23 protein-coding genes and 1 tRNA gene are annotated in these 25064 nt (G+C 65.6%); 16 read left to right on the top strand and 8 right to left on the bottom strand.

Annotated features, from left to right (window positions below; translation table 11 throughout):
• The first annotated feature begins 105 nt into the window (after nt 1–105).
• From IE187_RS16425 to IE187_RS16410, 4 genes are all read left to right on the top strand, one after another.
• Nucleotides 106–393: a hypothetical protein gene (locus IE187_RS16425; protein ID WP_189677124.1), complete on the top strand. Its 288-nt coding sequence runs from the start codon at nt 106–108 to the stop codon at nt 391–393.
• Nucleotides 394–506: 113 nt separating this feature from the next.
• Entirely contained in the window at nt 507–3251 is a 2745-nt protein-coding gene (locus IE187_RS16420; RefSeq protein ID WP_189677202.1) for a [protein-PII] uridylyltransferase, read from the top strand.
• A 55-nt stretch (nt 3252–3306) separates the two neighbouring features.
• Entirely contained in the window at nt 3307–3768 is a 462-nt protein-coding gene (locus IE187_RS16415; protein WP_189677123.1) for a YaiI/YqxD family protein, read from the top strand.
• Nucleotides 3769–3876: 108 nt separating this feature from the next.
• Nucleotides 3877–4278, top strand: coding sequence for a VOC family protein (locus tag IE187_RS16410; RefSeq protein ID WP_189677122.1), 402 nt, complete (start codon nt 3877–3879; stop codon nt 4276–4278).
• A 90-nt stretch (nt 4279–4368) separates the two neighbouring features.
• Here the strand turns inward: IE187_RS16410 and IE187_RS16405 are convergent, their stop codons facing one another.
• The 3 genes from IE187_RS16405 to thrS all read right to left on the bottom strand — a co-directional run bounded on the left by IE187_RS16405 (nt 4369) and on the right by thrS (nt 10096).
• A complete protein-coding gene (locus IE187_RS16405; RefSeq protein WP_189677121.1) occupies nt 4369–7194 on the bottom strand; it encodes a TonB-dependent receptor in 2826 nt (941 codons plus the stop codon).
• A gap of 243 nt (nt 7195–7437) precedes the next feature.
• Nucleotides 7438–7962, bottom strand: a complete 525-nt coding sequence (gene infC, locus IE187_RS16400) for a translation initiation factor IF-3 (protein ID WP_037492586.1) — start codon at nt 7960–7962, stop codon at nt 7438–7440.
• A gap of 130 nt (nt 7963–8092) precedes the next feature.
• Nucleotides 8093–10096 carry a threonine--tRNA ligase gene (thrS, locus tag IE187_RS16395; RefSeq protein WP_189677120.1) on the bottom strand — a complete coding sequence of 668 codons (2004 nt, stop codon included), beginning with the start codon at nt 10094–10096 and terminating at the stop codon, nt 8093–8095.
• 140 nt (nt 10097–10236) lie between these two features.
• Between thrS and IE187_RS16390 the strand changes: the two genes are divergently transcribed.
• Nucleotides 10237–10665: a hypothetical protein gene (locus IE187_RS16390; RefSeq protein ID WP_189677119.1), complete on the top strand. Its 429-nt coding sequence runs from the start codon at nt 10237–10239 to the stop codon at nt 10663–10665.
• A 125-nt stretch (nt 10666–10790) separates the two neighbouring features.
• Here the strand turns inward: IE187_RS16390 and gorA are convergent, their stop codons facing one another.
• Genes gorA through pgi form a run of 3 tightly spaced genes read right to left on the bottom strand, consistent with a single transcriptional unit; the run spans nt 10791 to nt 14047 of the window.
• Complete coding sequence (gene gorA / locus IE187_RS16385) at nt 10791–12140, bottom strand: glutathione-disulfide reductase (RefSeq protein ID WP_189677118.1); 1350 nt, start codon at nt 12138–12140, stop codon at nt 10791–10793.
• A gap of 45 nt (nt 12141–12185) precedes the next feature.
• Nucleotides 12186–12557: a DUF4174 domain-containing protein gene (locus IE187_RS16380; RefSeq protein ID WP_189677201.1), complete on the bottom strand. Its 372-nt coding sequence runs from the start codon at nt 12555–12557 to the stop codon at nt 12186–12188.
• Nucleotides 12557–14047, bottom strand: coding sequence for a glucose-6-phosphate isomerase (pgi, locus tag IE187_RS16375; RefSeq protein WP_189677117.1), 1491 nt, complete (start codon nt 14045–14047; stop codon nt 12557–12559). The genes IE187_RS16380 and pgi overlap by 1 nt, the downstream gene beginning before the upstream one ends.
• A 116-nt stretch (nt 14048–14163) precedes the next feature.
• On the opposite strand from pgi, the gene lepB reads away from it, so the two are divergent.
• From lepB to era, 4 genes are all read left to right on the top strand, one after another.
• A complete protein-coding gene (lepB, locus tag IE187_RS16370) occupies nt 14164–14985 on the top strand; it encodes a signal peptidase I (RefSeq protein WP_189677116.1) in 822 nt (273 codons plus the stop codon).
• Nucleotides 14982–15662, top strand: a complete 681-nt coding sequence (rnc, locus tag IE187_RS16365) for a ribonuclease III (RefSeq protein ID WP_189677115.1) — start codon at nt 14982–14984, stop codon at nt 15660–15662. The genes lepB and rnc overlap by 4 nt, the downstream gene beginning before the upstream one ends.
• 173 nt (nt 15663–15835) lie before the next feature.
• Nucleotides 15836–16210, top strand: a complete 375-nt coding sequence (locus tag IE187_RS16360) for a GIY-YIG nuclease family protein (protein ID WP_189677114.1) — start codon at nt 15836–15838, stop codon at nt 16208–16210.
• Nucleotides 16210–17115, top strand: coding sequence for a GTPase Era (gene era, locus IE187_RS16355; protein ID WP_189677113.1), 906 nt, complete (start codon nt 16210–16212; stop codon nt 17113–17115). The genes IE187_RS16360 and era overlap by 1 nt, the downstream gene beginning before the upstream one ends.
• A gap of 67 nt (nt 17116–17182) precedes the next feature.
• On the opposite strand, the gene IE187_RS16350 is transcribed toward era, so the two are convergent.
• Complete coding sequence (locus IE187_RS16350; RefSeq protein WP_189677112.1) at nt 17183–17458, bottom strand: GCG_CRPN prefix-to-repeats domain-containing protein; 276 nt, start codon at nt 17456–17458, stop codon at nt 17183–17185.
• 102 nt (nt 17459–17560) lie between these two features.
• Complete coding sequence (locus tag IE187_RS16345) at nt 17561–18262, bottom strand: NAD-dependent deacylase (RefSeq protein ID WP_189677200.1); 702 nt, start codon at nt 18260–18262, stop codon at nt 17561–17563.
• Nucleotides 18263–18436: 174 nt separating this feature from the next.
• Here IE187_RS16345 and dapB point away from each other — a divergent pair, with 174 nt between their 5' ends.
• The 7 genes from dapB to IE187_RS16310 all read left to right on the top strand — a co-directional run bounded on the left by dapB (nt 18437) and on the right by IE187_RS16310 (nt 25055).
• Nucleotides 18437–19165, top strand: coding sequence for a 4-hydroxy-tetrahydrodipicolinate reductase (gene dapB / locus IE187_RS16340; RefSeq protein WP_133190359.1), 729 nt, complete (start codon nt 18437–18439; stop codon nt 19163–19165).
• Nucleotides 19162–19824: an endonuclease III gene (gene nth / locus IE187_RS16335; protein ID WP_189677111.1), complete on the top strand. Its 663-nt coding sequence runs from the start codon at nt 19162–19164 to the stop codon at nt 19822–19824. The genes dapB and nth overlap by 4 nt, the downstream gene beginning before the upstream one ends.
• 1 nt (nt 19825) lies before the next feature.
• Nucleotides 19826–20194 carry a hypothetical protein gene (locus IE187_RS16330; protein ID WP_133190363.1) on the top strand — a complete coding sequence of 123 codons (369 nt, stop codon included), beginning with the start codon at nt 19826–19828 and terminating at the stop codon, nt 20192–20194.
• A 41-nt stretch (nt 20195–20235) separates the two neighbouring features.
• Nucleotides 20236–20312: transfer RNA gene (locus tag IE187_RS16325), tRNA-Arg, on the top strand.
• 303 nt (nt 20313–20615) lie between these two features.
• Nucleotides 20616–21281 carry a TetR/AcrR family transcriptional regulator gene (locus IE187_RS16320; protein WP_229839453.1) on the top strand — a complete coding sequence of 222 codons (666 nt, stop codon included), beginning with the start codon at nt 20616–20618 and terminating at the stop codon, nt 21279–21281.
• A gap of 57 nt (nt 21282–21338) precedes the next feature.
• The gene (locus tag IE187_RS16315; protein ID WP_189677109.1) at nt 21339–23831 is read left to right on the top strand and encodes a TonB-dependent receptor; all 2493 of its coding nucleotides are present in this window, start codon (nt 21339–21341) and stop codon (nt 23829–23831) included.
• 60 nt (nt 23832–23891) lie between these two features.
• Entirely contained in the window at nt 23892–25055 is a 1164-nt protein-coding gene (locus tag IE187_RS16310) for a CehA/McbA family metallohydrolase (protein ID WP_189677108.1), read from the top strand.
• The last annotated feature ends 9 nt before the right edge of the window (nt 25056–25064 follow it).

Below are 25064 nucleotides of genomic sequence, written 5' to 3'. Positions count from 1 at the left end.
ACCGCCACCGCATCCGCGCGCGCTACGATCGTCATCGGCAAGGTTTACGGAACCAATACTAACAAACATAGGTTGTGCAGCCGGGTTCTTAAAAGGAGGATTGAAATGGCTGAGTATCGCGACACGACCGAAAAGGTTTACGTGGAAAAGAAGAGCAACACCGGCATGGTGATTGGCACGATCATCGTCCTGGCGCTCGTCGTCGTGGGCGTGTTGTTCGCGACCGGCTTCTGGAGCGCGGACGTCAAGGGTGGCGAAATGCCGAAGATCAACGTCAGCGCCAAGGAAGGCGCTCTTCCCGATGTCGACGTGAAGTCGAAGGAAGTCGTTGTCGGCACCAAGAAGACCACGGTCGACGTGCCGACCGTTGGCGTCAAGGACGGCGACAAGTAAGCGCCCCCGCCCGCTAACAGCGTATTACAGAGCGCCCCGTCAGCAATGGCGGGGCGTTTTTGCATCGGGTTGCCCGCGTGGACGCGCGCAGCCAAACCCCCTATCTGCACGCTATGGCCTCTCGCTTCGAATCCGTCCCCCAGCGCCGTGCGATCATCGATCGGCGCGGTCTCGCCGATGCGCTTGCAGCGCTCGAGGGCGACAAGGCCGCGCTGCGCACCCAGGGCACCGCCTTGCTCAAGGCCGCACTCGACGCCGGCCGCGAAGAGATTGCCCGGCGGCTGATCGAACATCCCTCGCGCGGGCTCGAGATCGCCGCGAGCCAGGCGTTCCTGACCGACCAATTGCTGCGGCTGCTCTACGATTTCACGACCGAGCGGCTCTACCCCAACAGCAACCCGACCGCCGCCGAGCGCATCACGATCATCGCGGTCGGCGGCTATGGGCGAGGCGAGATGGCGCCCTATTCCGACGTCGATGTCGGCTTCCTCACCCCGTGGAAGCAGACCGGCTGGACCGAGCAGGTCATCGAGACGATGCTCTACGCGCTATGGGACCTGGGCATGAAGGTCGGCCATAGCAGCCGCTCGCTCGACGAGATGGTGCGCCAGGCCAAGAGCGACGTGACGATCCGCACCGCCTTGCTCGAGGCCCGCTACGTGTGGGGCGACCAGGAGGTCTATGACGAGGCGGCACGGCGCTTCAAGGCCGAGGTCCAGGCCGACAGCGCGCGCCAGTTCATCGCCGACAAGCTCGCCGAGCGCGACGTGCGCCACCGCAAGATGGGCGACACGCGCTATGTCGTCGAGCCCAACGTCAAGGAAGCCAAAGGCGGCCTGCGCGATCTCCACGCGCTCTTCTGGATCGGCAAGTTCGCCTATAACGTCAGCGAACCCGCGCAACTGGTCGAAGCGGGGCTGCTCAGCCGCGCCGAATATCGTCAGTTCCACCGCGCCGAGAATTTCCTCTGGGCGGTGCGCTGCCACCTTCACGACATATCGGGCCGCGCCGAGGACCGCCTGACCTTCGACCTGCAGCGCGAGATTGCCGAACGGATGCGCTTTGCCGACCGACCGGGCAAATCCAAGGTCGAGCGCTTCATGCAATTCTATTTCCTGCAGGCGCGGACGGCAGGCGACCTGACCGGTGTCTTCCTCGCGCATCTCGACGAGAAGTTCGCCGCGCGCGGGCGCCGTTTCGGGTTGCCGACGCTGCGCCGGTCCCCCCGCAAGCTCAACGGCTTCATCGTCAACCGCGGGCGCCTGGCGATCCCGAGCGACGACTTCCTTGCGGAGAAACCGACGCGGCTGCTCGAACTGTTCGCGCTCGCCGACAAGCATGGCCTCGAAATCCACCCACTGACGATGCGCGCCGCCGCGCGCGACGCCAAGCTCGCCGACGACATCCGCCAGGACCCGACCGCCAACGCGCTGTTCCTCGACGTGCTGACCTCGCCGCGCGACCCGGAAATCGTACTGCGCTGGATGAACGAAGCCGGCGTGTTCGGCCGCTTCGTTCCGGATTTCGCGCGCGTCGTCGCGCAGATGCAGTTCGACATGTATCACCACTACACCGTCGACGAACACACGATCCGCGCGATCGGGCTGCTCGCGAAGATCGAGCATGGCGATCTCGAGGTCGACCATCCGCTCGCGACGGTGCTGCTTCACCAAATCGTGTCGCGCCGCGCGCTGTATGTCGCGGTGCTGCTCCACGATATCGCCAAGGGCCGCGGCGGCGACCATTCGATCCTCGGTGCCGAGGTGGCGCACAAGCTGTGCCCGCGCTTCGGCCTGTCGCCCGCCGAGACCGAGACCGTCGCCTGGTTGGTGCGCTTCCACCTGCTGATGTCGGCGACCGCGTTCAAGCGCGATTTGTCGGACTTCAAGACGATCCTCGACTTCACCGAGATCGTGCAAAGCCCCGAGCGGCTTCGGCTGCTGCTGCTGCTGACCGTCGTCGATATTCGCGCGGTCGGGCCGGGCGTGTGGAACGGCTGGAAGCGGCAGTTGCTCGCGACGCTCTACGACTCGGCCGAGGAAGTGCTGCGGCTCGGGCACAAACAGAAGGGCCGTAGCGAGCGCGTCGCGGTCAAACAGGCGGCGTTGCGCGATCTGCTCGGCTGGAGCACCGAGCATTTCGACGCGCTCGTTCGCCGCTTGCCCGAGCCCTATTGGGTGGCCGAGCCCGAGGACGTGATCGCCCGTAATGCGCGCTTGGTGGAGGAAGCCGGAGACGCGCAGCTGTCGATCGCAGCGCAAGTCTATCCCGAGCGCGGCGCGACGCTCGTGACGATCTACGCGGCCGATCACCCCGGGCTGTTCTACCGCATTGCTGGCGCAATCAGCGTAGCGGGCGGCAACATCATCGACGCGCGGATTCACACCACGCGCGACGGCATGGCACTCGACAATTTCCTCGTCCAGGATCCGTTCGGCCGTCCGTTCGACGAAGCAGGCCAGCTCGCGCGATTGAAACAGGCGATCGAGGACGCGCTCGCCAATCGCGGCAAGATGATTGATCGGCTGATGGCGAAGCCGCTTCCCCGTCCGCGCGCAGAAGCCTTCGCGATCGCACCCAACGTGCTGATCGACAACAAGGCGTCGAACCGCTTCACCGTCATCGAGGTCAATGCGCGTGACCGGCCGGCGCTGCTCCACCAGCTCGCCTACACGCTGTTCCAGTCGCGGGTGACGATCCATTCGGCGCATGTCGCAACCTATGGCGAGCGCGCGGTCGACACTTTCTACCTGACCGATCTGACCGGCGACAAGATCGCTGCGGCGGCGCGGCTCAAGACGATCGAGCGGCGCCTGCTCGCCGCCGCTGCCGGGGAGCGGATGGCCGACGCGGCATGAGCCGCGACGCGCGGACGGCTTGTCGCCGCGGCGGGCGGCGTGGCATGGGCAAAGCGTGACCATCCAACCGCAGATCCTTGTCGACGCCGATGCCTGCCCGGTGAAGGACGAGATCTACCGCGTCGCGTACCGCGTCGACGTGCCGGTGATCGTGGTGAGCAACATGCACCTGCGCATCCCGGTCCATCCGCTGATCTCACGCGTCGTCGTCGATTCGGGGTTCGATGCCGCCGACGACTGGATCGCCGAGCATGCGCATGCCACGACGATCGTCGTGACCGCCGATATCCTGCTCGCCGATCGCTGTCTCAAGGCCGGCGCGGTCGTGATCGGGCCGACCGGCAAGGCCTTCACCAGCAGCTCGATCGGCAGCGCGATCGCGGTGCGCGCGATCATGGCGGATCTGCGCGCCGGCGGCGAACAGACCGGCGGCCCGGCGCCGTTCCGCAAGGAGGATCGCTCGCGCTTCCTCTCGGCGCTCGATCTGGCGATCACCCGAGTGCTGCGCGCGCGCTGACCCCGCTGCGCTGCGCCATTGGCGATCGCCCCGATCTGCCGTAAACCCCTGGGGGATAATCGATTCCCGCGACGCATCTTGCCCACGCATGCACGAAAGGAACGATCGATGCCGGTACTCGGAATTGGCGGCCTGTTTTTCCGCAGCAAGGATCCGGACGCACTGTCCGAATGGTATCGCCACCACCTCGGGGTCGGTGCGGGGTGCGTCTCGGTCGAGGGTGTGACCCCCGACGAATGGGCGTGGCAAGCGCAAGGCGGCCCCCTGGTGTTCGCGCCGTTTGCCGACGACACCGATTATTTCACGCGCGACAAGCCGTACATGCTGAATTTGCGCGTCCGCGATCTTGAAGGGCTGACGATCGCGCTCGGCCTGGCGGGGATCGAAGTCGTCACCAACGAGGATTGGAACGATCCGGCGGTCGGGCGTTTCGTGCGCATTCACGACCCCGAGGGCAATCCGATCGAGCTGTGGGAGCCGACCGTGCCGCCCGAGCACCCGACCCACTGAGCCTGGCGAACCCGCCGGCTCCGCTATAAAAAAGACGGCCCGCCCCTCGCAAACGAGGAGCGGGCCGCCCGTATTCCTGCAGAATACGCGTCAGAAGCGCGAGCGCAGCGTCACGCCGTAGGTGCGCGGCTCGGCGAGGAAGGCCGAGTAGAGCGCATTGCCCGTTCCGCCGAAGCTTGCGACGTTAGCCGACGAGCCAGCGCCCTGGAACGGCGTGTTGAACGCGACCTGGATGTACTGCTTGTTGAACACGTTCTGTGCCCAGAACTCGATCGCCCACAGCTGATCCTTGCCACGGATGCCGAGACGCGCATTGACCAGCGCAAAGCCGTCCTGCTTCTTCTCGGGCGCCAGATCCGACCCGGTGTTATAGTCGGAGGTCATGCGGCTATCGACGTAGACCAAGCCAGACATGCCGTTCGAGCCGAGATCGGGCGTCCACGCCGCCGACGTCGTCACGACGTGACGCGGGGCGTTCGACAGCTGGCTGCCGGGGAGCAGGAACAACGCCGGATCGAGCGGTGCACCCGCCGAGTTGCCGACCAGATTGCGCGCAATCTTGGTGTCGGCGAAGGTGTAGCCTGCCGTCACCTGGAACTGGCGGATCGGCGTCATCGTCGCTTCGAGCTCGACGCCCTGCGAGATCACGCCGGGCTTGTCCGCCTTGCCCGTGCACTGGCCGGTCGCGGCCAGATTGTCGGTGTCGCCGCCGTTGAGGCTGGTCGAGCAGCCGATCAGGTTCTGCACGACGAAGACCGAGCCGTTGAAGGTGTTGAGCTGGAAGTTCTTGAACTCCGACCGGAACGCCGCGACGTTGAGGCTGAAGCCGCGCGTCTTGAACTTGGCGCCGAGTTCGTAGCTGTTGACCGTTTCCGCCGCAAACCGCAGCGCCGCCGCATCGGCATTGCTGCGCGGGCTGAACACGCCCGATGCACCGCCGAGTGGCGAGCGATCGAGGTTGTAGCCGCCCGACTTGTAGCCCTTGGCGTACGACGCATAGGTCAGCAGGCTGGGGATCGGCTTCCACGACAGCACCGCCGTACCCGTCACCTTACCCTCGCCGAAATTGTTCTGCAGGTTGAGTGCGTTGAGCGACGAGGACGAGTTGCCGGTGCAGCTCAGCGTCAGGATGCCGCCGATAAAGCCCTTGGCCGATGCCGGGACAGCGGCGCTGCTCAGCAGCGGTCCCAGATTGGCCTGCTGCACGGGGCAGACCGTGTTGGTGTTGTTGAAGTTCGCGCTGAAGGTCTTGGCTTCGTGCGTGTAGCGCGCGCCGAGCGTCAGCGAGACGGTGTCGGTGATGTGGAAGATGTTGTGCGTGAAGAACGCGTAATTCTCGCTCTTCTGGCGATAGACCGAACCGTTGTCGCCGACGTTGTTGACGCCGCCGCCGAGGCCCGGGCCACCCGTCAGGCGATCGAGCCCGCCGAGCACTGCGGGTGCCAGCGTACCGAAAGCGCCAGTGACCGTCGCGCGGCCGGCTGCCGACAAGCAGCCCGGCGCGGTGTTGTTCTGCAGCGCGGCATTCTGGCTGATGTTGGTGACCAGACGGCACGCGGCGAACGCGCCGTAATTCGCGCCGAACACCGCGTTATCGACGACGCGGAGCGTCTCCTTCGAGTAGAAGCCGCCGACGAGCCAGTCGAGCTTGTCGCCGAAGGCCGACCCCTGGAGGCGCGCTTCCTGCGTGAAGGTGTGGAACTGGCGGTAGGCGTTGCCGTCGGCCGCGCGGTGCGTCAGATCGATATTGGTGTAGTCGACGTCACCGGCATTGCCGGATTTGTATTCGCGGTATGCAGTGATCGAGGTCAGCGTCGCGCCGCCGAGATTCCAGTCGGCCTGGAGCGACCCGCCATAGTCGACCGTCGTGTTGCGATACGTCTGGCCCGGCGTGATCGCGACTTCGCGGTTGAAGGTGCCCGGCGTGTTGCCAGCCAGCGGATAGGTCGCACCGGCACGGCGCAGGATGTCGACGATCGGATTGGCCGGGCTTACCGAAACGGCGCGGTCGTCATTTACCGAGCTGCCATTGGCCTGGACCGCATTCGCGGTCGGATCGAAGGTCTGCTGCTGGCTGTAATAGGTCGCGCCGCAGCAGCTTTCCTTGCGGTGCGAATAATCGCCGATCAGGCGGAAGCTGAGGTCGGCGGTCGGCTTGAACAGCAATTGCCCGCGGACGAAATAGCGGTCGCGATTGTTGACGCGCGACTCTGTACCGTTCGCCGGGTTGACCGTGCGGTAGAAGCCATCGCGATTGACGTAGACGCCGTCGAGACGGAACGCGAGCTGGTCGGTGATCGGCCCGGTGATCCCGCCAGCAAGGCGCTTCTGGTCGTAATTGCCGTAGGTGCCCTCGGCATAGCCGCCGAAGGTGAATTTCGGCGATGCGGTGATGATGTTGATGAGGCCGGCCGATGCGTTGCGGCCGAACAGCGTGCCCTGTGGCCCGCGCAGCACTTCGACGCGGTCGATCTCGCCGAGTTCGTTGAGACCGACGCCGGTGCGGCTGCGATAGACGCCGTCGATGAACACCGCGACCGAGCTTTCGAGACCGGGATTGTCGCCGACGGTGCCGACGCCGCGGATACGCGCCGAGGCGTTCGATTCGCTGCCGGTCGAGGAAATCAGCAGCGACGGCGCCAGCTGGTTGAGCGCGCGAATGTCGGAACCGCCAGAATTCTGCAGCGATTCCTGCCCGACGGCCGAGACCGCGATCGGCACGTTCGACAGACGCTCGGAGCGGCGCGTCGCGGTGACGATGATGTCGCCGGCATTGTTGTCCTGGGTGGCGGCGGGAGCGGTTGCGGAGGTTCCGACCTGTGCGTCTTGTTGCGTGGTGGCGGGGGCAGTCTGGGCGAAAGCAGGTGCCGAGATCGCGACAGCAGCGACCGACAATAAGTACGCGGTTTTGCGCATTTCAGAACTCTCCAACGTTTTTTAGTTTTTTGGGTATTGTCGCCCCGAATAGCTACGCAAGGCTGAGCGTAAAGCAAAAAGCCCTGCGGAAACACGATTTCGAAGATAGGTGATGTAGTATGGCCACACCGGCCCAGCCGCGCGCGCGATGGCGGCCCCGAAATGACGCTACGTAATGCTGGGAATGCCCCGGGCCGGCGCGCAAACGCGTCGGCCAGCCCGGAAAAGGTTGTATTTCAGGACTTATTTTGGCGCGAGCACCATCAGCATCTGACGGCCTTCCATGCGCGGATAGGCCTCGACCTTGGCGGTCTCGGCGACATCGGCCTGGACGCGCTGGAGGAGGACCATGCCGAGCTGGCCGTGGCTCAATTCACGACCGCGGAAGCGCAGCGTGATCTTGACCTTGTCGCCCTCGTCGATGAACTCGAGCACCTTCTTCATCTTGGTGTCATAGTCATGGTCATCGATGTTCGGACGCATCTTGATCTCCTTGATCTCCTGCGTCTTCTGCGATTTCCGCGCGAGGTTGGCCTTCTTCTGCGCCTCGTACTTGAACTTGCCGACATCGAGGAACTTGGCGACGGGCGGATCGGCGTTGGGCGACACTTCGACCAGGTCGAGACCGACCTCGCGCGCCTGCTCCATCGCCTCGCGGGTGTACATGACACCGAGGTTCTCACCGTCCTGGTCGATCACGCGAACCTTGGGCGATACAATGAATTCGTTGAAGCGAGGGCCATTCATCGGCGGCGCCTGGCGGGTCATCGGGGGTCGGATAGGTGTAGCTCCTGCGATTGTTTCAGGGACGATATAGGGCTTTTTCGGGCAAAACGAAAGGTGGCGTCGCGCATCTTCGTCGCGCGCCCCCCGGCGAAGGCCGGGGAGCGCAACCCGGTTACAGATCCGGGGCCTTGGCCGCCTCGGTCAGCATCGCGATCGCGTCGTCGAGCGTCAGGAACTGCTGGCGGTCGCTGCCCAATTGCCGCAGCGCGACCTTGCCCTCCTCGGCCTCGCGCTTGCCCACCACCAGAAGGTTCGGAACCTTTGCCAGCGAATGCTCGCGCACCTTGTAGTTGATCTTCTCGTTGCGCAGATCGGTTTCGACGCGAATCCCCGCCGCCTTGAGCTTTTCGGCGACCTCACGCGCGTAATCGTCGGCGTCGGAGACGATCGTCGCGACCACCGCCTGGACGGGCGACAGCCACAACGGGAAGCGCCCGGCGTGATGCTCGATCAGGATGCCGATGAATCGCTCGAACGTACCGAGGATCGCGCGGTGGAGCATGATCGGGCGATGCCGCTCGCCATCCGCGCCGACGTACGACGCGTCGAGTCGCTCGGGCAGCACGCGGTCCGACTGGATCGTGCCGACCTGCCACGTCCGCCCGATCGCGTCGGTCAGGTGGAATTCGAGCTTGGGCGCATAGAACGCCCCCTCGCCCGGCAGTTCCTCGAACTTCGCCTTGATCGACTCGCTGAGGCTGGACCCGAGCACCGCCGTGCGCAGTTCGTCCTCGGCCTTGTCCCACATCTCCTCGCTGCCGAAGCGCTTGTCGGGGCGCAGCGCGAGCTTGACCGCATAATCCTCGAACCCGAGGTCGCGGTACACGCTGTCGAGCAGCTCGCAGAATTGCTGCACCTCGGCGACGAGCTGGTCCTCGCGCACGAAAATATGCGCGTCGTCCTGCGTGAACTGGCGAACGCGCATGATACCGTGGAGCGCGCCGTGTGGCTCGTTGCGGTGGCAGCAGCCGAACTCGGCCATGCGGATCGGCAGGTCGCGATACGATTTGATCCCCTGGCGGAAGATCAGCACGTGCGCCGGGCAGTTCATCGGCTTCAGCGCCATCAGGTCGGCGGTACCGCTGAAGATCGCGGCGTCATCCTCGGTATTGGGGATCTCGTCGGGCACCACGAACATGTTCTCGCGATACTTGCCCCAATGCCCCGACTGCTCCCACTGGCGCGCGTCCATCAGCTGCGGCGTCTTGACCTCGGCATAGCCCGCGGCATCGAGCCGGCGGCGCATATAGGCTTCCAGCTGCCGCCACAGGATGAAGCCCTTGGGGTGCCAGAACACCGAGCCCTGCGCCTCGGACTGGAGGTGGAACAGGTCCATCTCCTGCCCGATCTTGCGATGGTCGCGCTTGCCGGCTTCCTCGAGCATCGTGAGATGCGCGTCGAGCTGCTTCTTGTTGAGCCAGCCGGTGCCATAGACGCGGCTGAGCATCGCGTTCTTCTGGTCGCCGCGCCAGTATGCGCCCGAGACGCGCGTCAGCTTGAACGCGTTGGGGTCGAGCTTGCCGGTCGAGGCGAGATGCGGGCCGCGGCACATGTCGAGCCAGGCGCCGGGGCCGTTGCCCGCCTTGTAGACCGTCAGTTCCTCGCCCTCGGGCAGTTCGGCGGCCCATTCGGCCTTGAAGGTCTCGCCCTCGGCCTGCCAGCGCGCGATCAGATCGGCGCGGCTCCACACTTCGCGGATCAGCGGCTCGTTCTTGGCGATGATGCGGCGCATCTCGGCCTCGATCGCGGGCAGATCCTCGTCGGTGAACGGGCGATCCTTCGGCGCGAAGTCGTAATAGAAACCGTCGTCGGTCGAGGGACCGAAGGTGATCTGCGTTCCCGGGAAGAGATGCTGGACCGCTTCGGCGAGGACATGCGCGAAATCGTGGCGCGCGAGTTCGAGCGCATCGGCCTCGTCCTTCGAGGTCACCAGCGCCAGCTGCGTGTCGCCCTCGAACGGGCGCATGATGTCGCGCAGCTCGCCGTCGATCCGCGCGGCGATGGCGGCCTTGGCGAGGCCGGGACCGATCGCGGCGGCCACATCGGCCGGGGTAGTCCCCGGGGCTACCTCGCGGACGGAACCGTCGGGCAGCGTGATGCGGAACATGGCGGACATTATCGCGGTCTTTCGTGGGACAATAGGAACCGGCGGTGACACCGGGAGCGCCGATATAGCCACGTGCAAGCGCGCCGTCATCCCCGGGACTGGTATGGCGGCACGGACACCCCATCTCGGGAATGGGAAACGGGGGAACGATGATGCTGACGGGTCTGCTGGTGTTCGCGATCGTGGTGCTCAAGCGCTTCCCGGAGACCGCAGCCGCGCGCTGGATGATGCGGATGGTCGGCGCGACCCTCACCGCGCTCGGCCGGGTTGAGCGCAAGCATGTGATCTTCCTTGCGCTGATGACGGTCGTTCTCGTCGCGGGGACCGAACTGCTCGCGCTCGCCGGGCCGTTCGACATCGCGCTGGTGCTGCTGTGGGATATCTCGGCGTATGTCGACATCGTGCTGACGACGATGGTCGTCGCCACCGCGACGCGCGGGATGACCGGCTGGCACGCGCTTGTTGCGCGGATCGCTTCGCGCCGGAGCCCGCGCGCGCGGCGGCAGCGGAGCGTGCGCAAGGCAGCGCCGTCGGCGAATGATGACGAGCGACCGGCGGCGTTCGCACGCGCCGCCTAACCCGTCACCCCGGCCTTGTGCCGGGGCCCACCGTGCCGCGCGCGCTGACCCGTCAGTGCGTGCATCCCCGTGGACCCCGGCACAAGGCCGGGGTGACGGAGATTAGATGGGCGCGCGAAAGACCCCTAGCGCAGCAGCACCAGCTCTTCCGCCATCGACGGATGCAACGCGACGGTCTGGTCGAAATCGTCCTTAGTCAGCCCGGCCTTCACCGCGACCGCTGCCGCCTGCAGGATCTCGGGCGAATCGGGCCCGATCATGTGGAGCCCGAGCACCTGCCCCGTCTCGGCATTGCACACCATCTTGTACAGCGCGCGCTCGTTGCGGCCCGCCAGCACGTTCTTCATCGGGCGGAAGTCGGACGTATAGACCTTCACCGATCCGAACTTGTTCTTGGCCTGCGCCTCGGTCAGCCCGACACCCGCCATCGGCGGATGGCTGAACACCGCCGAGGGGATGTTCTCGTAATCGACGCGGTGCGGCTTGTTGCCGAACAGCGTGTCGGCAAACGCCTGCCCCTCGCGAATCGCGACGGGGGTGAGCTGGACGCGGTTGGTAACATCGCCGACCGCATAGATGCTGTCGCAGGTCGACTTGTTGTCCGGATCGACCACGATCGCGCCCTTGTCGTCGAGCTCGACGCCGGCACTCTCGAGCCCCAGCCCCTCGGTGTTGGGCGAACGCCCCGTTGCGAACATCACGCAATCGACGTCGATCGGCTCGTGCCCGGTCATCGACACGCGCAGGCAGCCATCGGGCTGCTTCTCGATCCCGCGGAACGCGGCGTTGAAGCGGAAATCGAGCCCCTTCATCATCGAGATCTGGAGCAAGCGATCGCGGATCGATTCGTCATAGCCGCGCAGGATCACGTCGGTGCGGTTGATCAACGTCACCTTCGAACCGAATTCGTTGAAGATCCCGGCAAATTCATTGGCGATATAGCCAGCCCCCGCGATCAGGATTCGCTTGGGCACGGCGTCGAGGTGGAACACCTCGTTCGAGGTGATGCCGAGCTCGTGCCCCGGGCATTCGGGGACGATCGGCGTCGCGCCGACCGCGATCAGAATGGTGCCCGCGGTGACTTCGCGCCCGTCGCCGAGCTTGACCGAATGCGGCCCCGTCACGGTCGCGCGGTCGAGGATGATCTCGACGCCGTTATTGGTCAGCGTGTCGGTATAGGCGCCGTTGATCCGGTCGACCTCCTCCATCACATTGTCGCGCAGCCGGGCCCAGTCGAACCCGAGATTTTCCGGCACGTCCCAGCCGAAGCGCTTGGCGTCCTTCAGATCCTCGGCGAAATGCGCGCCATAGACGAGCAGCTTCTTGGGCACGCAGCCGCGGATGACGCAGGTGCCGCCGACGCGATATTCCTCGGCCACCGCGACCTTTGCGCCGTGGGCCGCCGCGACGCGCGACGCGCGCGTACCGCCCGAACCCGCACCGATGACGAAAAGATCGTAGTCATACTCAGCCATGTCGTGTCCTCTTGCGGTCGCACAGATGCGGACCGTCGCTCATCTTTATCGTTGCCCGGCGCGGCGCATCGGCATCGCATCGATCGTCGCGACCAACGTGGCGCGATCGATCGGCTCGGCACGACGCAGCGCGGCATTGCCGTCCTTGCCGACCAGGACGATGCCGAACGCCGCCTTGGGCAGCCGCCAGCGCGTCCTGAGCGCCGTCGCGCTATCCGTCGCACCGCGCACGCTATCGCCGGTCACCTCGACGACCGTGACGTCACGATCGCCGAGCTCCTGCGGCATCGCGTCGAGCGAGGCCCGCTGCGCGATGCGTCGCGCATCGGCTTCGTTCGGCGCGGCGACGATCAGCACGCGGCGCTCGTACCGCATATCGGCGACCGTAGCCGCCGCTATCGCCGCCGCGAGCAGCATCACCCGAACGCGCGCTTGATCAGGTCGGTGGTCGACACGTCGAACTCCTGGTCGCCCGCGTCGGCGGCCTTGGCCATTTCCTTGCCGAGCTCGACGCCGAACTGGTCGAACGAGTTGATCCCGAGCAGCACGCCACTCACGAACACGCGCTGTTCGTAGAAGGCGATCAGCGCGCCGAGCGTGCGGGCGTCGAGATCGTCGATCAGGATCGTCGAGCTCGGTCGGTCGCCCGAATAGCTGCGCGCCAGATCGTCGTTGGGACGGCCCTTCATCAACGCCGCACCCTGCGCAAAGGCATTGAGCAGCAACTGGCGGTGATGATCCTCGGACAGCGTATCGCCAGCTTCGATCACTGCGACGAATTCGACTGGCACGAGGTGCGTGCCCTGGTGGAGCAGCTGGAACACCGCATGCTGCGCGTCGGTGCCGACCCCGCCCCAGGTGATCGCCGCGCTCGGCCGGTCGAGCTTCTGCCCGTCGATCGTCGTGCCCTTGCCGTTCGATTCCATCTCGAGCTGCTGGAGATACGACGGCAGCAGCCGCAGCCGCTCGTCATAGGCGAAGGTCGCACGCGTCTCGGCGTGGCGGACCTGCGTGTAATAGAGATCGGCAAACGCCGCGAGCGCGGGCGCATTCTGGCTGAGCGTGGTGTGCTGGAAATGCCGGTCCATCTCGGCCGCGCCCTCGAGCAGCTCGGCGAAATTATCCCAGCCGAGCGCGATCGCGGCGGGGAAGCCGATCGACGACCAGAGCGAATAGCGCCCGCCGACCGAATCGGCGAAGGGCAGCACGCGCGTCTCGTCGACACCCCATTCGACCGCCTTGTCGGGATCGGCCGTCAGCGCGATGACGCGGCCATAGGCGTCCTCGACGCCCGCCTCGCCCATCCACTGCAGCACCGAATCGGCGTTGGTCAGCGTTTCCTTGGTGGTGAAGGTCTTCGACGCGATCACCAGCAGCGTCGCGGTCGGATCGAACTTCTTGAAAACTTCTTCAAGCGCGGCGCCGTCGATGTTCGAGACGATCGCGACCTCGTATGCGGTATCCTCGCGCCCCAGCGCATCGATCAGCAGGTCGGGGCCGAGCGCCGAGCCACCGATGCCGACGTGGAGCACGTGGCGGATGTCACCAAGCGCACCCGCCGCGATCGCGTCGATCAGCGCGCGCATCCGCGCGTGGAGCGCGGCGGCCTTGGCGTTATCGTCCTCGCTCCCCTCGCCGCGCTCGGCGACGTGGGTGACCGAGCGGTTCTCGGTGACGTTGATGACCTTGCCCGAAAACAGCGCCTCGCGCTTGCCGTGCAGATCCTGCGCCTTGGCGAGCGCCTCGAACGCGGTGACCGCCTCGGTCGTCAGATGCGTCTTCGACCAGTCGAAATGGATCCCGGCGACGTCGACGCTGAAGGTCTCGAGCCGATTGGCATCCTCCGCAAACAGCGTCTCGAGCTTGGGCGAGGGCAAAGCCTCGATCGCGGTCCAGTCGGCAGACATGCAGGTACCTCATCGGTCGTGGGGAGGGAAACGATTCCCGCGCTAGATCGCCCTATCGAGGCGGCATTACAACCACCAGCTTGACGATGTTCGCGCACGGCACCAAACCGCGCGATATGGCCGATCCCACCCCGCTTCGCGACGTGTCGCCGCGCAAATCCGAAACGCGCGAAACGCTCGTCTTCTTCCTCAAGCTCGCGATCGTCGTGTTCGTGTTCCGCAGCTTCGTGTTCGCGCCGTTCAGCATCCCGTCGCAGTCGATGCTGCCGCGGCTCTATATCGGCGACTATCTGTTCGTCTCGAAGTGGAATTACGGCTATTCGCGCTGGTCGCTGCCATGGGGCGTGCCGCTGATCCCGGGGCGGATCCTCGGCCGCGATCCGGCGCGCGGCGACGTCGTCGTGTTCCGCGGCCCTCCGGGCGACGACCATGACGTGATCAAGCGCGTGATCGGCTTGCCCGGCGACAGCGTGCAGATGCGGGGCGGCCAGGTGATCCTCAACGGCCGTGCCGTGCCCAAGATCAAGATCGCCGACTTCACGATCCCGCTCTCGCCCAATTACCCCGGCGGCAGCGAATGCCCCGCCGAGTTCGAGGACATGAGCGCGGGCAAGCCGATCTGCCGTTACCAGCAATTCCGCGAGACGCTGCCGAACGGCAAGAGCTATGCCGTGCTCGACCGCGGCGAGCAGATCAATGCCGACGAGACGGGTGTCTACAACGTCCCCGCCGGCCACGTCTTCGTGATGGGCGACAATCGCGACGACAGCGGCGACAGCCGCTTCGCGCCGCCCGAAGGCATGGGGATGGTCCCGATGGAGCGGATCGAGGGCAAGGCGGTGTTCTCCTTCTTCTCGACCGACGGCAGCGCCAATTGGGTCCTGCCCTGGACGTGGTTCTCGGCGGCACGCTGGAGCCGCATCGGGGAAGGCTTTTGAGCGCTGACCTCGGCGCCTGGATCGCCGCGAGCCTCGGCCACACCCCACGCGACATCGCGCCGTTCGAGCGCGCGCTGACGCATGGCAGCCAGGCCAAGGCGAATTACGAGCGGCTCGAATTCCTCGGCGACCGCGTGCTCGGGCTGGTGATGGCGGAATGGCTGTTCGAGCTGTTCCCGAACGAGCCCGAAGGCGCGCTGTCGAAGCGCTTCAATGCGCTGGTGACGGGCGCGGTATGCGCCGATGTCGCGCGCGGCCTGGGCGTCGCGGCACAATTGAAGCTCGGCAAGCAAGCGCGCGACGATGGCGCGTCGGACAGCGACAATGTGCTCGGCGATGTGATGGAGGCGCTGATCGGCGCGCTCTACCGTGAGGCCGGGCTCGATGGCGCCCGCCGCGCGATCCGCACCGCCTGGGCCGACCGCGCCAGCCGCGAACTGACCGTGCCGCAACACCCCAAATCGGCGCTGCAGGAATGGGCCGCGGCGAACAACCGCAAGGCGCCGGCGTACGAAGTGGTCGACCGCTCGGGCCCGCACCACGCGCCGCGCTTCCGCGTGAAGGCGGTGATCGGGACGTTCGCCGAGGCGGAGGCCGAGGGGAGTTCGAAGCAGGAAGCAGAGACCGCGGCGGCGACGGCGTTGCTGGAAAAGGTGCGGCAGGGGTCACGCGGGTAAGGCCCTTCGACAGGCTCAGGGCGAACGGGTATGTGGGGCTCGCTTTATATAGAGCGGGTCACTTCGATCGGCCTTGAGGATCGGGTTTTGAGTGGGGCACCCCCTTCCCCGTTCGCCCGGAGCCTGTCGAAGGGCCCTCGCAACGGGGGAGCGTTATGGCGTTCTGAACCTACATGCTGCGCTGCGCCGACGGGCACTACTATATCGGCCATACCGACAATCTCGAATACCGCATCGGCCAGCATGAGTCCGGCCTGACTGGCGGCTTCACCCACACCCGCCGCCCGGTCACGCTCGTCTGGTGTCAGGATTTCCCCTCCCGTCTCGAAGCGCTCGAAGCCGAACGCCGCGTCAAAGGATGGACGCGCGCCAAGAAGGAAGCCCTAATCGCTGGCGATTGGGCGCGGCTTTCTTTACTGGCGCGCAATCGCCAAGATCGAACGAGCCCTTCGACAGGCTCAGGGCGAACGGAGGTGGGGGCGGGGTCCTTCGTTTCCCCCGTTCGCCCTGAGCCTGTCGAAGGGCCTGTACCGCCCAAGGACCGCTAATGACCTACACCCCCACCCAGAAATGCGGCCTCGTCGCGATCCTCGGCGCGCCCAACGCCGGCAAGTCGACGCTCGTCAATGCGCTGGTCGGCCAGAAGGTCGCGATTGTCAGCCCGAAGGCGCAGACCACGCGTGTCCGGCTAATGGGCGTCGCAATCGAGGGCGATACCCAACTGCTGCTCGTCGACACCCCCGGCATCTTCGAACCCAAGCGCCGGCTCGACCGCGCGATGGTCCAGGCCGCGTGGGGCGGGGCCGACGGCGCCGACGTGCTGGCCCTCGTGGTCGATGCCAAGGGCGGGCTGGGCTCGAAGGTCACCACCATCGCCGAGGCGATCGCGCATCGCCCCGAGCCCAAATATCTCATCCTCAACAAGGTCGATCTCGCCGACAAGGGCAAGCTTTTGCTCCACGCCGAGAAGCTCACCGCGATGGTGCAGTTCGACGAAATCTTCTTCGTCAGCGCATCGACCGGTGACGGCTTGCCCGAATTGAAGGCACATCTCGCGAACCGGATGCCCGACGGCCCGTGGCATTTCCCCGAGGACCAGGTGTCCGACGCGAGTGAGCGCAGCCTCGCCTCCGAAGTGACGCGCGAGCAGCTGTACCTGCAGCTCCACGCCGAGCTGCCCTATGCGTCGACGATCGAGACCGAGCAGTATCTCGAGCGCGAAGACGGGTCGGTCGAGATCCACCAGCAGATCCTGGTCGAACGCCCGACGCAGCGAGCGATCGTGCTCGGCAAGGGCGGCGCGCGGATCAAGGAGATCGGCGCGCGCGCACGGACCGAGCTCGCCGGCATCATGGGTCGCCCGGTGCATCTCTATTTGCACGTCAAGGTTCGTCCCGGCTGGGACGACGAACGCGACGTCTATCGCGACATGGGGCTCGACTGGGTCGATTGATCCTCGCGCCCATGAAAACCCCGCGCCGCAAGCTGCGACGCGGGGTTTTGCACGCGAACGTCAGGGCTTAGCGGTAGCGCCAGCCGCCATGGTGGCGATAGCGGTTCTGCCAGTAGCGGCGACCGTCCCAATAGCCGCGGTCGTAGCGGCGACCGACGATCAGGCGCGGGCCACCGCGATAGACTGGCCCACCGACAAAGGCAGGGCCGCCACGCATCACGCGGCAATGGCCAGCGGGTCCGCGAAACGCGCCACGACCGCAGCCGTCGCGCGCGTCCGCAGCGGTAGTGGTGCCGAGCGTTGCAGCCCCGGTGAGGAGGATGGCGGCAAGAAGCTTTTTCATGAGACCCTCTCGATATAGCGTTAGAGCAAAGCCCGTCGGGCTGACCTCACAAACGAGAGGGGCGGCAACCCGTTCCAAAATGGCCATGCCGGGCCTGCTCGCTCATCCCGCCAGCATCGCATCGACCCAGTGCGGCACCAGGCTTCCCGCCGCGCCGAGCCGCGTTTCGTGGAAGAACGCGCTTCCCGCCGATCGCTCGAGATTGAGCTCGAGCGTGCGCGCGCCGGCATGCCGCGCGCCCTGGACGAAGCCCGCCGCGGGATAGACCGCGCCCGACGTCCCGATCGACACGAACAGGTCCGCCGTCCCGAGCGCGCGCTCAATCGTGTCCATCGCATACGGCATCTCGCCGAAAAAGACGATGTCGGGGCGGAGCGCCGCCGCCCCGCACGCCGGGCACGCCGACCCCGGCGGCATCGCGCCAAGCCAGCGCATGTGCGCACCACACGCCGCGCACAGCGCCGATTGCAATTCGCCGTGCATGTGGAGCAGCCGCTTGGCCCCGGCGCGCTCATGCAGATCGTCGACGTTCTGCGTCACGATCAGCAGATCCCCACCCCACTCGGCATCGAGCCGCGCCAGCGCGTGATGCGCGGCGTTGGGCTCGACGCGCGCCAATGCCGCTCGCCGTGCATCGTAGAAGCGGTGGACAAGCTCGGGATCGTGCGCGAGCGCCTCGGGCGTGCAGACATCCTCGACGCGGTGCCCCTCCCATAACCCGCCGGGCCCACGAAAGGTCGCGATGCCGCTTTCGGCCGAAATACCGGCACCGGTGAGAACGACGATGCTGCGACTGTCCTGCATCATCGAGGTTTAGCCGATCGGGCTGGAAGCTGCTATTCTTGCTGCAACAAAAACCGCGCTCGCAGTAGCCGTGCTTGCAATCCGCGACGAAGCACGAGGCTGGGGCAATTCGCGCATGGCATGTCGCCCGGCCATTGGCTAAGGCCGCCGCGAACCTATCGGAAGGGAATGTGCGTGACCGCGATCGGGATCATTGGCAGCGCTGGGCGGATGGGACATGCCTTGGCGGCGATCGTCCCCGATCTGGGCGCGACGCTCGCCGGCGGGATCGACGCGGGCGGCGACCCTGCGGCGCTTGCGCACGATTCGGACGTGCTGGTCGATTTCTCCTCGCCCTCGGCGCTCGAACGCACGCTCGCCGCCGCGCGCCGGACGGGAACGCCGATCCTGATCGGCACGACCGGCCTCGCTGCCACGCACCACGCGATGATCGACGCCGCCGCTGCCGACATCGCAGTGCTGCAAACGGGCAACGTCTCGCTCGGCGTGACGCTGCTCGCCAAGCTCGTGCGCGACGCCGCCGCGCGGCTTGGGCCCGAATGGGACATAGAAATCTCCGAATTCCACCATCGCCACAAGGTCGATGCCCCCTCGGGCACCGCCTTGCTGCTCGGCGAAGCGGCGGCGGCCGGCCGCGGCATCCCGCTCGCCGAAGCGCGCGTCGCGGACCGTGCCGGGCTGACCGGTGCGCGTTCCGAGGGCACGATCGGCTTTTCCAGCTTGCGCGGCGGCTCGGTCGCGGGGGACCATCAAGTGATCTTCGCCGGCGAAGGCGAGCGGATCGAGCTCGGCCACCGCGCCGAGAACCGCGCGATCTTCGCGCGCGGCGCGATCACCGCGGCACTGTGGCTCGTCGACAAGCCGGCCGGGCGCTACGGGATGGACGAGGTGCTCGGCGTGTGAAGCGCGCCGAAATCGTCGAATTCTACGCGCGGCTCGCCGCCGACAATCCGCATCCCGAGACCGAGCTCGAGGCGGGCAACCCGTTCCAGCTCGTCGTCGCGGTCGCGCTGTCGGCGCAAGCGACCGATGTGGGCGTCAACAAGGCGACGCGGCGGCTGTTCGAAACGGTGACGACGCCGCAGCAAATGCTCGATCTCGGCGAGGATGCGCTGAAGCAGCACATCAAGACGATCGGCCTGTTCAACACCAAAGCCAAGAACGTCATCGCGCTCTCGCAGCGGCTGGTCGACGTCTATGGCGGCGAAGTGCCGAACGACCGCGACGCGCTCGAGACGCTCCCCGGCGTGGGGCGCAAGACCGCCAATGTGGTGCTCAACGTCGCGTTCGGCGCCGAGACTTTCGCGGTCGACACGCACATTTTCCGCGTCGGCAACCGCACCGGCCTCGCGCGCGGGAAAACCCCGCTCGCGGTCGAGCTCAAGCTCGACAAGGCGACCCCGCAACCGTTCCGGCTCCACGCGCATCACTGGCTGATCCTGCACGGTCGCTATGTCTGCAAGGCGCGGCGGCCCGAATGCTGGCGCTGCATCGTCGCCGATCTCTGTGCGTTCAAGCCCAAGACGCCGCCGCCCAAGGCTGCGCTGCCGAAGGAGCCCTGACATGCGCCTGCTGTTCGCCGCCCTCACCCTCGCCGCCTTCGCCGCCCCGAGCGTCGCACGCGACCGCACCCCCGCCGCGACGCCTGCGGGCGTGCCGCAAAGCTGTATCCCCCTTGCATCGATCCGCGAAACGCACGTACGCGACGACCGCACGATCGATTTCATCACGAGCGGCAAGGTCGCCTATCGCAACACCCTGCCCTTCGCCTGCCCGAGCCTCGGGTTCGAGGAGCGCTTCAGCTACGCGACCAGCCTCAGCCAGTTGTGCTCGACCGATACGATCACGGTGCTGTATTCGGGTGCCGCCTTGTCGCCCGGCGCGACATGCGGCCTCGGCCAATTCCAGCCCGTGACGCTCGCGCGCAACTAGGGCTGGCGTCACCGCGCGGGCTTTGCTAGTCGGAGCTCCAGGCACCCGTAGCTCAGCTGGATAGAGCGCTGCCCTCCGAAGGCAGAGGCCACTGGTTCGAATCCAGTCGGGTGCACCAAACTTACCAACAGGTTAGCGGGATACGCTGTCGTCGTACGGAGGCCGTACGCAAAACACTGTTGGACAATTGCGCCTCAATCCGCGCGCGCCACGACGAATCGTAGGGCGCAGCCGGTTGCAATTCCGTCGGGGTCCACTCTCACTCGCCTACGCGGCAAAGCCCTTGGTCGGACGTCACCATAAGCGAATGCAGATGCAGATGCAGATGCGGGGAAAATTGACGGAACGATAGCAATCGGTACCGCATTGCCCCGACTGCTTCCTCGTGACATGCTGCGACCCGAGATCGCTGCGGGAGAGTATGTTGAGCAACCATCGCAAGCCGGTGCAAGCGCGGTCACGCAAGACCTACGAACTGTTGCTCTCCGCCGCCGAGACGCTGCTTGAGGAGGTCGGCGTGGAGCGCATCTCGACGAATCTGATCGTCCAGCGCGCGAACCTGACCGCGCCCGCGTTCTACCGCTATTTCGATGACAAATATTCCGTGATCGAGGCGCTGGCCGAACGGCTGATGCAACGACAGAACACGGCGCTGACCGCGTGGGTCGCGCGCTATCGCGACAAAGGCTATGACGTGCTGGTCGATCGTGCCGAAGAACTGGTGCGCGAGATGGACACCATCACCCGGCAGCAGCCTGGCGCGATCTGGATTATGCGAGCGCTCCGCGCGGTCCCGCGGCTCGCGCATGTCCGGCTCGCCTCGCACCATTTCGTCACCGACCTGCTGACCGACGTTTACGCCACCTACTTGCCCGGCGTTCCGCGCGAACGAATCCGCCGCCGGACCCGACTGGCCGTCGAGATCGCCTATTCGGTCGACGAGATGCTAAAGGAGGATCGCAACGATGAAGCGGAGGTGTTCGAAGACCTGAGCTATATATTCCGCTCGCTCTATTATCATCCCGACCTCGCGGTGCCGCCGCCTGCACGCGATGCGAGCGCGGAGACAATTCCCGCACTGTCATAAAAACGATATCAAGGACTATCATACGCGGCCTCGACACGAATCAGTTGGGGCGCAGACATGATCCATTCCATCGCTCGTTCTGCGGTGTTCGCCACCTTGTTGGCCGGCACCGCGATCACCACGCCGGTGTTGGCGCAACAGGCTAGCGACCCTAAAGCGGCAGAGCCCGACAAGACTCGCGTAGCCGATGGCGACGACATCGTCGTGACCGGCCGCGCCGGCACGTCGCGCCAGCGCAAGGTCGAGACGAGCTATGCGATCTCGACGATTTCGGACCAGGACCTTCGCGTCCGCGCGCCGATCGGCGTCGCCGAGGCGCTGAAACAGGTTCCCGGCTTCTACAGCGCGCCGACGTCGGGCGAAGTCTCGGGCGGGGTGCGCGTCCGCGGCATTCCGAGCGACGGGTATCAGACCGTCGCGCTGCTCGAGGACGGCATCCCGATCCAGGGTGATCCCGGTCTCGGCTGGCTCAACGGCGACCAGTCGCTGCGGATCGACCAGAGTGTCGAGCGGATCGAGGTGGTGCGCGGCGGGCCGTCGGCGATCTTCTATTCGAATGCGCCCGGCGCGGCGATCAACTTCATCACACGCAAGGGCGGCGACACGCTCGAGGGGCTCGTTCGCTACGAGGCGGCAAGCTACAATTCGCACCGTGTCGACGGCTGGATCGGCGGACCGATCGGCGCGAGCGGGTGGCATGTCTTCGCTGGCGGCTATTACCGCGTCTCGGACGGCCCGCACAATTCGGGCTTCACCCAGGATCGCGGCGGCCAGTTGCGCGTCAACGTGTCGAAGGCGTTCGAGCGCGGCGACATCACCTTCGGCGTCAAGCGGATCGATGAGCGCGTCGGCTATTGGGGCGGCGGCATCTATCAGGCCAACGCCAATGGCACGCCGAGCAACGTCGTCGGGCTCGACAACAAGGTCGACAATATCGTCGGCCCCGACACGCGCTATTTCAACTTCCTGACGCCGAACGGCGCGGTCAAGTTCGACGATGGCGTCGGCAGCAGCGTCAAGCTGACGCAGTTCAGCTTCCAGGCGCATTACGACATCAGCGACGCCTTCAAGGTCGAGGAGAATGTCCGCTATCGCACGAGCTGGACGCAGCGCAACAGCATCACCCCGTACACCGTCGCCGCATCGGCGAGCGCGCTTCTGACCAGCACCTTCGGCAAGCCCGCGGCGGGGACTGGCTACGCCTTGCTGTATCGCGACAGCGGGGCTGCGTTCAATCTCGTCAACCAGAACGGCAACGGGCTCGCGCTGATCGATCTGGCGCGCACGCACACCGTGCCGCTCGACGAGTTCATCACCGATACCCGGCTGGTGGGCAAGGTCGATCTGCTCGGCACGCACAATCTCGCGTTCGGCGTCTATTATGCGCGCGAGCAGGAAGATTATAACGCGCTCAGTGCCGCCGTGCTGACCGACGTGAAGGCGCATGCCGAAGTGCTCGATGCCTATCTCGTCGATGCGAAGGGCAACAAGCTCTTCAAGATCAGCGACAATGGCGTGATTCAATATGGCGCCGAATTTGCCAATGCGAGCGGCAGTTCTGACAATATCGCGGCCTATGCCAGCGACGAGTGGCAACTGACCCCCAAGTTCCGCCTCGAGGGCGGCGTGCGCTACGAGCAGATCAAGACGCGCGGACAGGTCGAAGGCACCAAGAAGGTCAATCTCGGCCAGAGCCCGACGAGCGCCGATGACTCGGTCGGCGTCGGCACCGGGGTGTTCACGCCCTTCTCGCGCAAATACGATCATGTCGGCTGGACCGCCGCCGCCAATTATCAGGCGCGCCCGTTCTTCGGCGTGTTCGCGCGCTACACCGACACGTTCCGGCTGCCTGCGGTGTCGAGCTTCATCACCAACGCAAATGCGGCGCCCGTCGTACAGACGCTCAACATGCTCGAAGGCGGGCTCAAATATTCGCGCGGCAAGGTCGATCTCTACGTCACCGGCTTCCGTACGGTGTATAACAGCTACGCGATCAGCGACTATCAACGGCTTGCCAACGGCCTGTTGTCGCCGGTCATCGTCTATGGCGACACCAAGACCACCGGCACCGAAATCGAGGGGACGTGGCGGCCAACCAACTGGTTCGATCTCCACGCGTCGTGGACCTGGCAGGACAATCGCTTCAGCAAGTTCGTCTACACCAACAGCGCCGGCGTGCTGACCGATTATTCGCACCACAAGGTCAACGGCGTGCCCGACAACACCTTCCGCATCACGCCTGGCGTGACGCTGTTCGACCGCAAGGTCCGGCTCCAGTCGGACGTCAACCATGTCGGCGCGCTCTATACCGATGTCGCCAACCAGATCCGGTTGCCAAGCTATTGGTCGGTCGATTTCGCCGCGCAGTTCCAGCTTACTCCCAAGCTGCAATTCGGGCTGATCGTGGCAAACGTCACCAACGCCTTCGGCCTGGTCAACGGCAATCCGCGCGCGGGCACGATCGACAGCAGCCAGGCCGGGCAGCCGGTCTATATCGGCAGCTCGCTCTACCAGCGGAACTATCGTGGGTCGCTCACCTACCGCTTCTGATGCGTCTGCGCGGCGTGAGCGATCACGTCGCGCGTCGCTTTGCTTCGAAAGGATCCTGCCGTGCGTATTGGTCTCCCCCTGCTGGCGCTCGTCCTGGCACAGACTCCGCTACTCGCCGCGCCGGGCGACGCGCCGCGCATCCCGCCTGTCGCCAGCCTGAGCGACGGGCAATGGCTCAAGGGCGATTTGCATCTGCATTCGCGCCACAGCAAGGATTCGACCAACAATCCCGAGGCGAAGATCATCAAGTTCGCCGAGGATACCGGCTTCGACTATCTCGGCATCACCGATCACGACAATCACGTCGCGGGCGACGTCGCGCACAACACGTGGAGCGACCCCGAATTCACCTCCAAATCGGTGATCCTGCTCTACGGCGCCGAATGGACCACCGAGCGCGGCCACGGCAACGTCTTCTCGGCCAAGCCCTACGACCATCGGCGCCTGTTCGACGTGCGCGACGCGCGCGATGCGAAGATCCTCGCGGTCAAGCAATCGCTCGGCATCCACCTCTCGGGCAATCATCCTGCGGGCAAGGACCATTGGGGCTTCAGCTTCGACTTGCTCGATTCGCTCGAAGTGTGGAATTCGGCGATCTGGCCCAACAACGCCGCGGCGATTCTGATCTGGGACGACATGCTCAAATCGGGCCGCAAGCTGACCGGACGCGGCGGCAGCGACTCGCATCACGGTACGCCCGACACGCCCGAACAGAAGACATCGCACACCGCCGAGCGCAGCGCCAACTACGTCGGCACGCCGACCACCTGGGTATTCGCCAGGACGCGCGACGCCAAGGGCGTGGTCGATGCGCTGACCAACGGCCGCGTGTCGATCAGCGCCAACCCGTACGACCCGCGCGTCGAGCTTCGTGCCGATCGCGACGGCGACGGGCGGATCGACATGATGATGGGCGACAATGCGCGCCCGACCGGAAAGCCCGTCACGTTCCAGGTGCGGCTCGTCGGCGGTGGCGTGAAAGGTGCGGTCTATCACGTCCGCGTAATCAAGAACGGCGAGCCGCTCGGCGCCTATGACACCGATCCCGCAAGCAACGCCGTCAGCTTCACCGATACGCCCGCCGCTACGGGTCGCAGCTATTACCGCGTCGAGGTCGAAGGCCCGCAAACCCCCTATCCGCAAGTGCCGGTATCGACCGTGCTGAGCGGCAAGATGATCGCCCTGTCGAACCCGATCTATTTCAATTTCGACCCTGACTTTTGAACCTGCCTG

The sequence above is a fragment of the Sphingomonas glacialis genome, assembly GCF_014653575.1.
Classification (GTDB): Bacteria; Pseudomonadota; Alphaproteobacteria; order Sphingomonadales; family Sphingomonadaceae; genus Sphingomonas; species Sphingomonas glacialis.
This window is presented reverse-complemented; position numbering and strand designations above follow the sequence as displayed.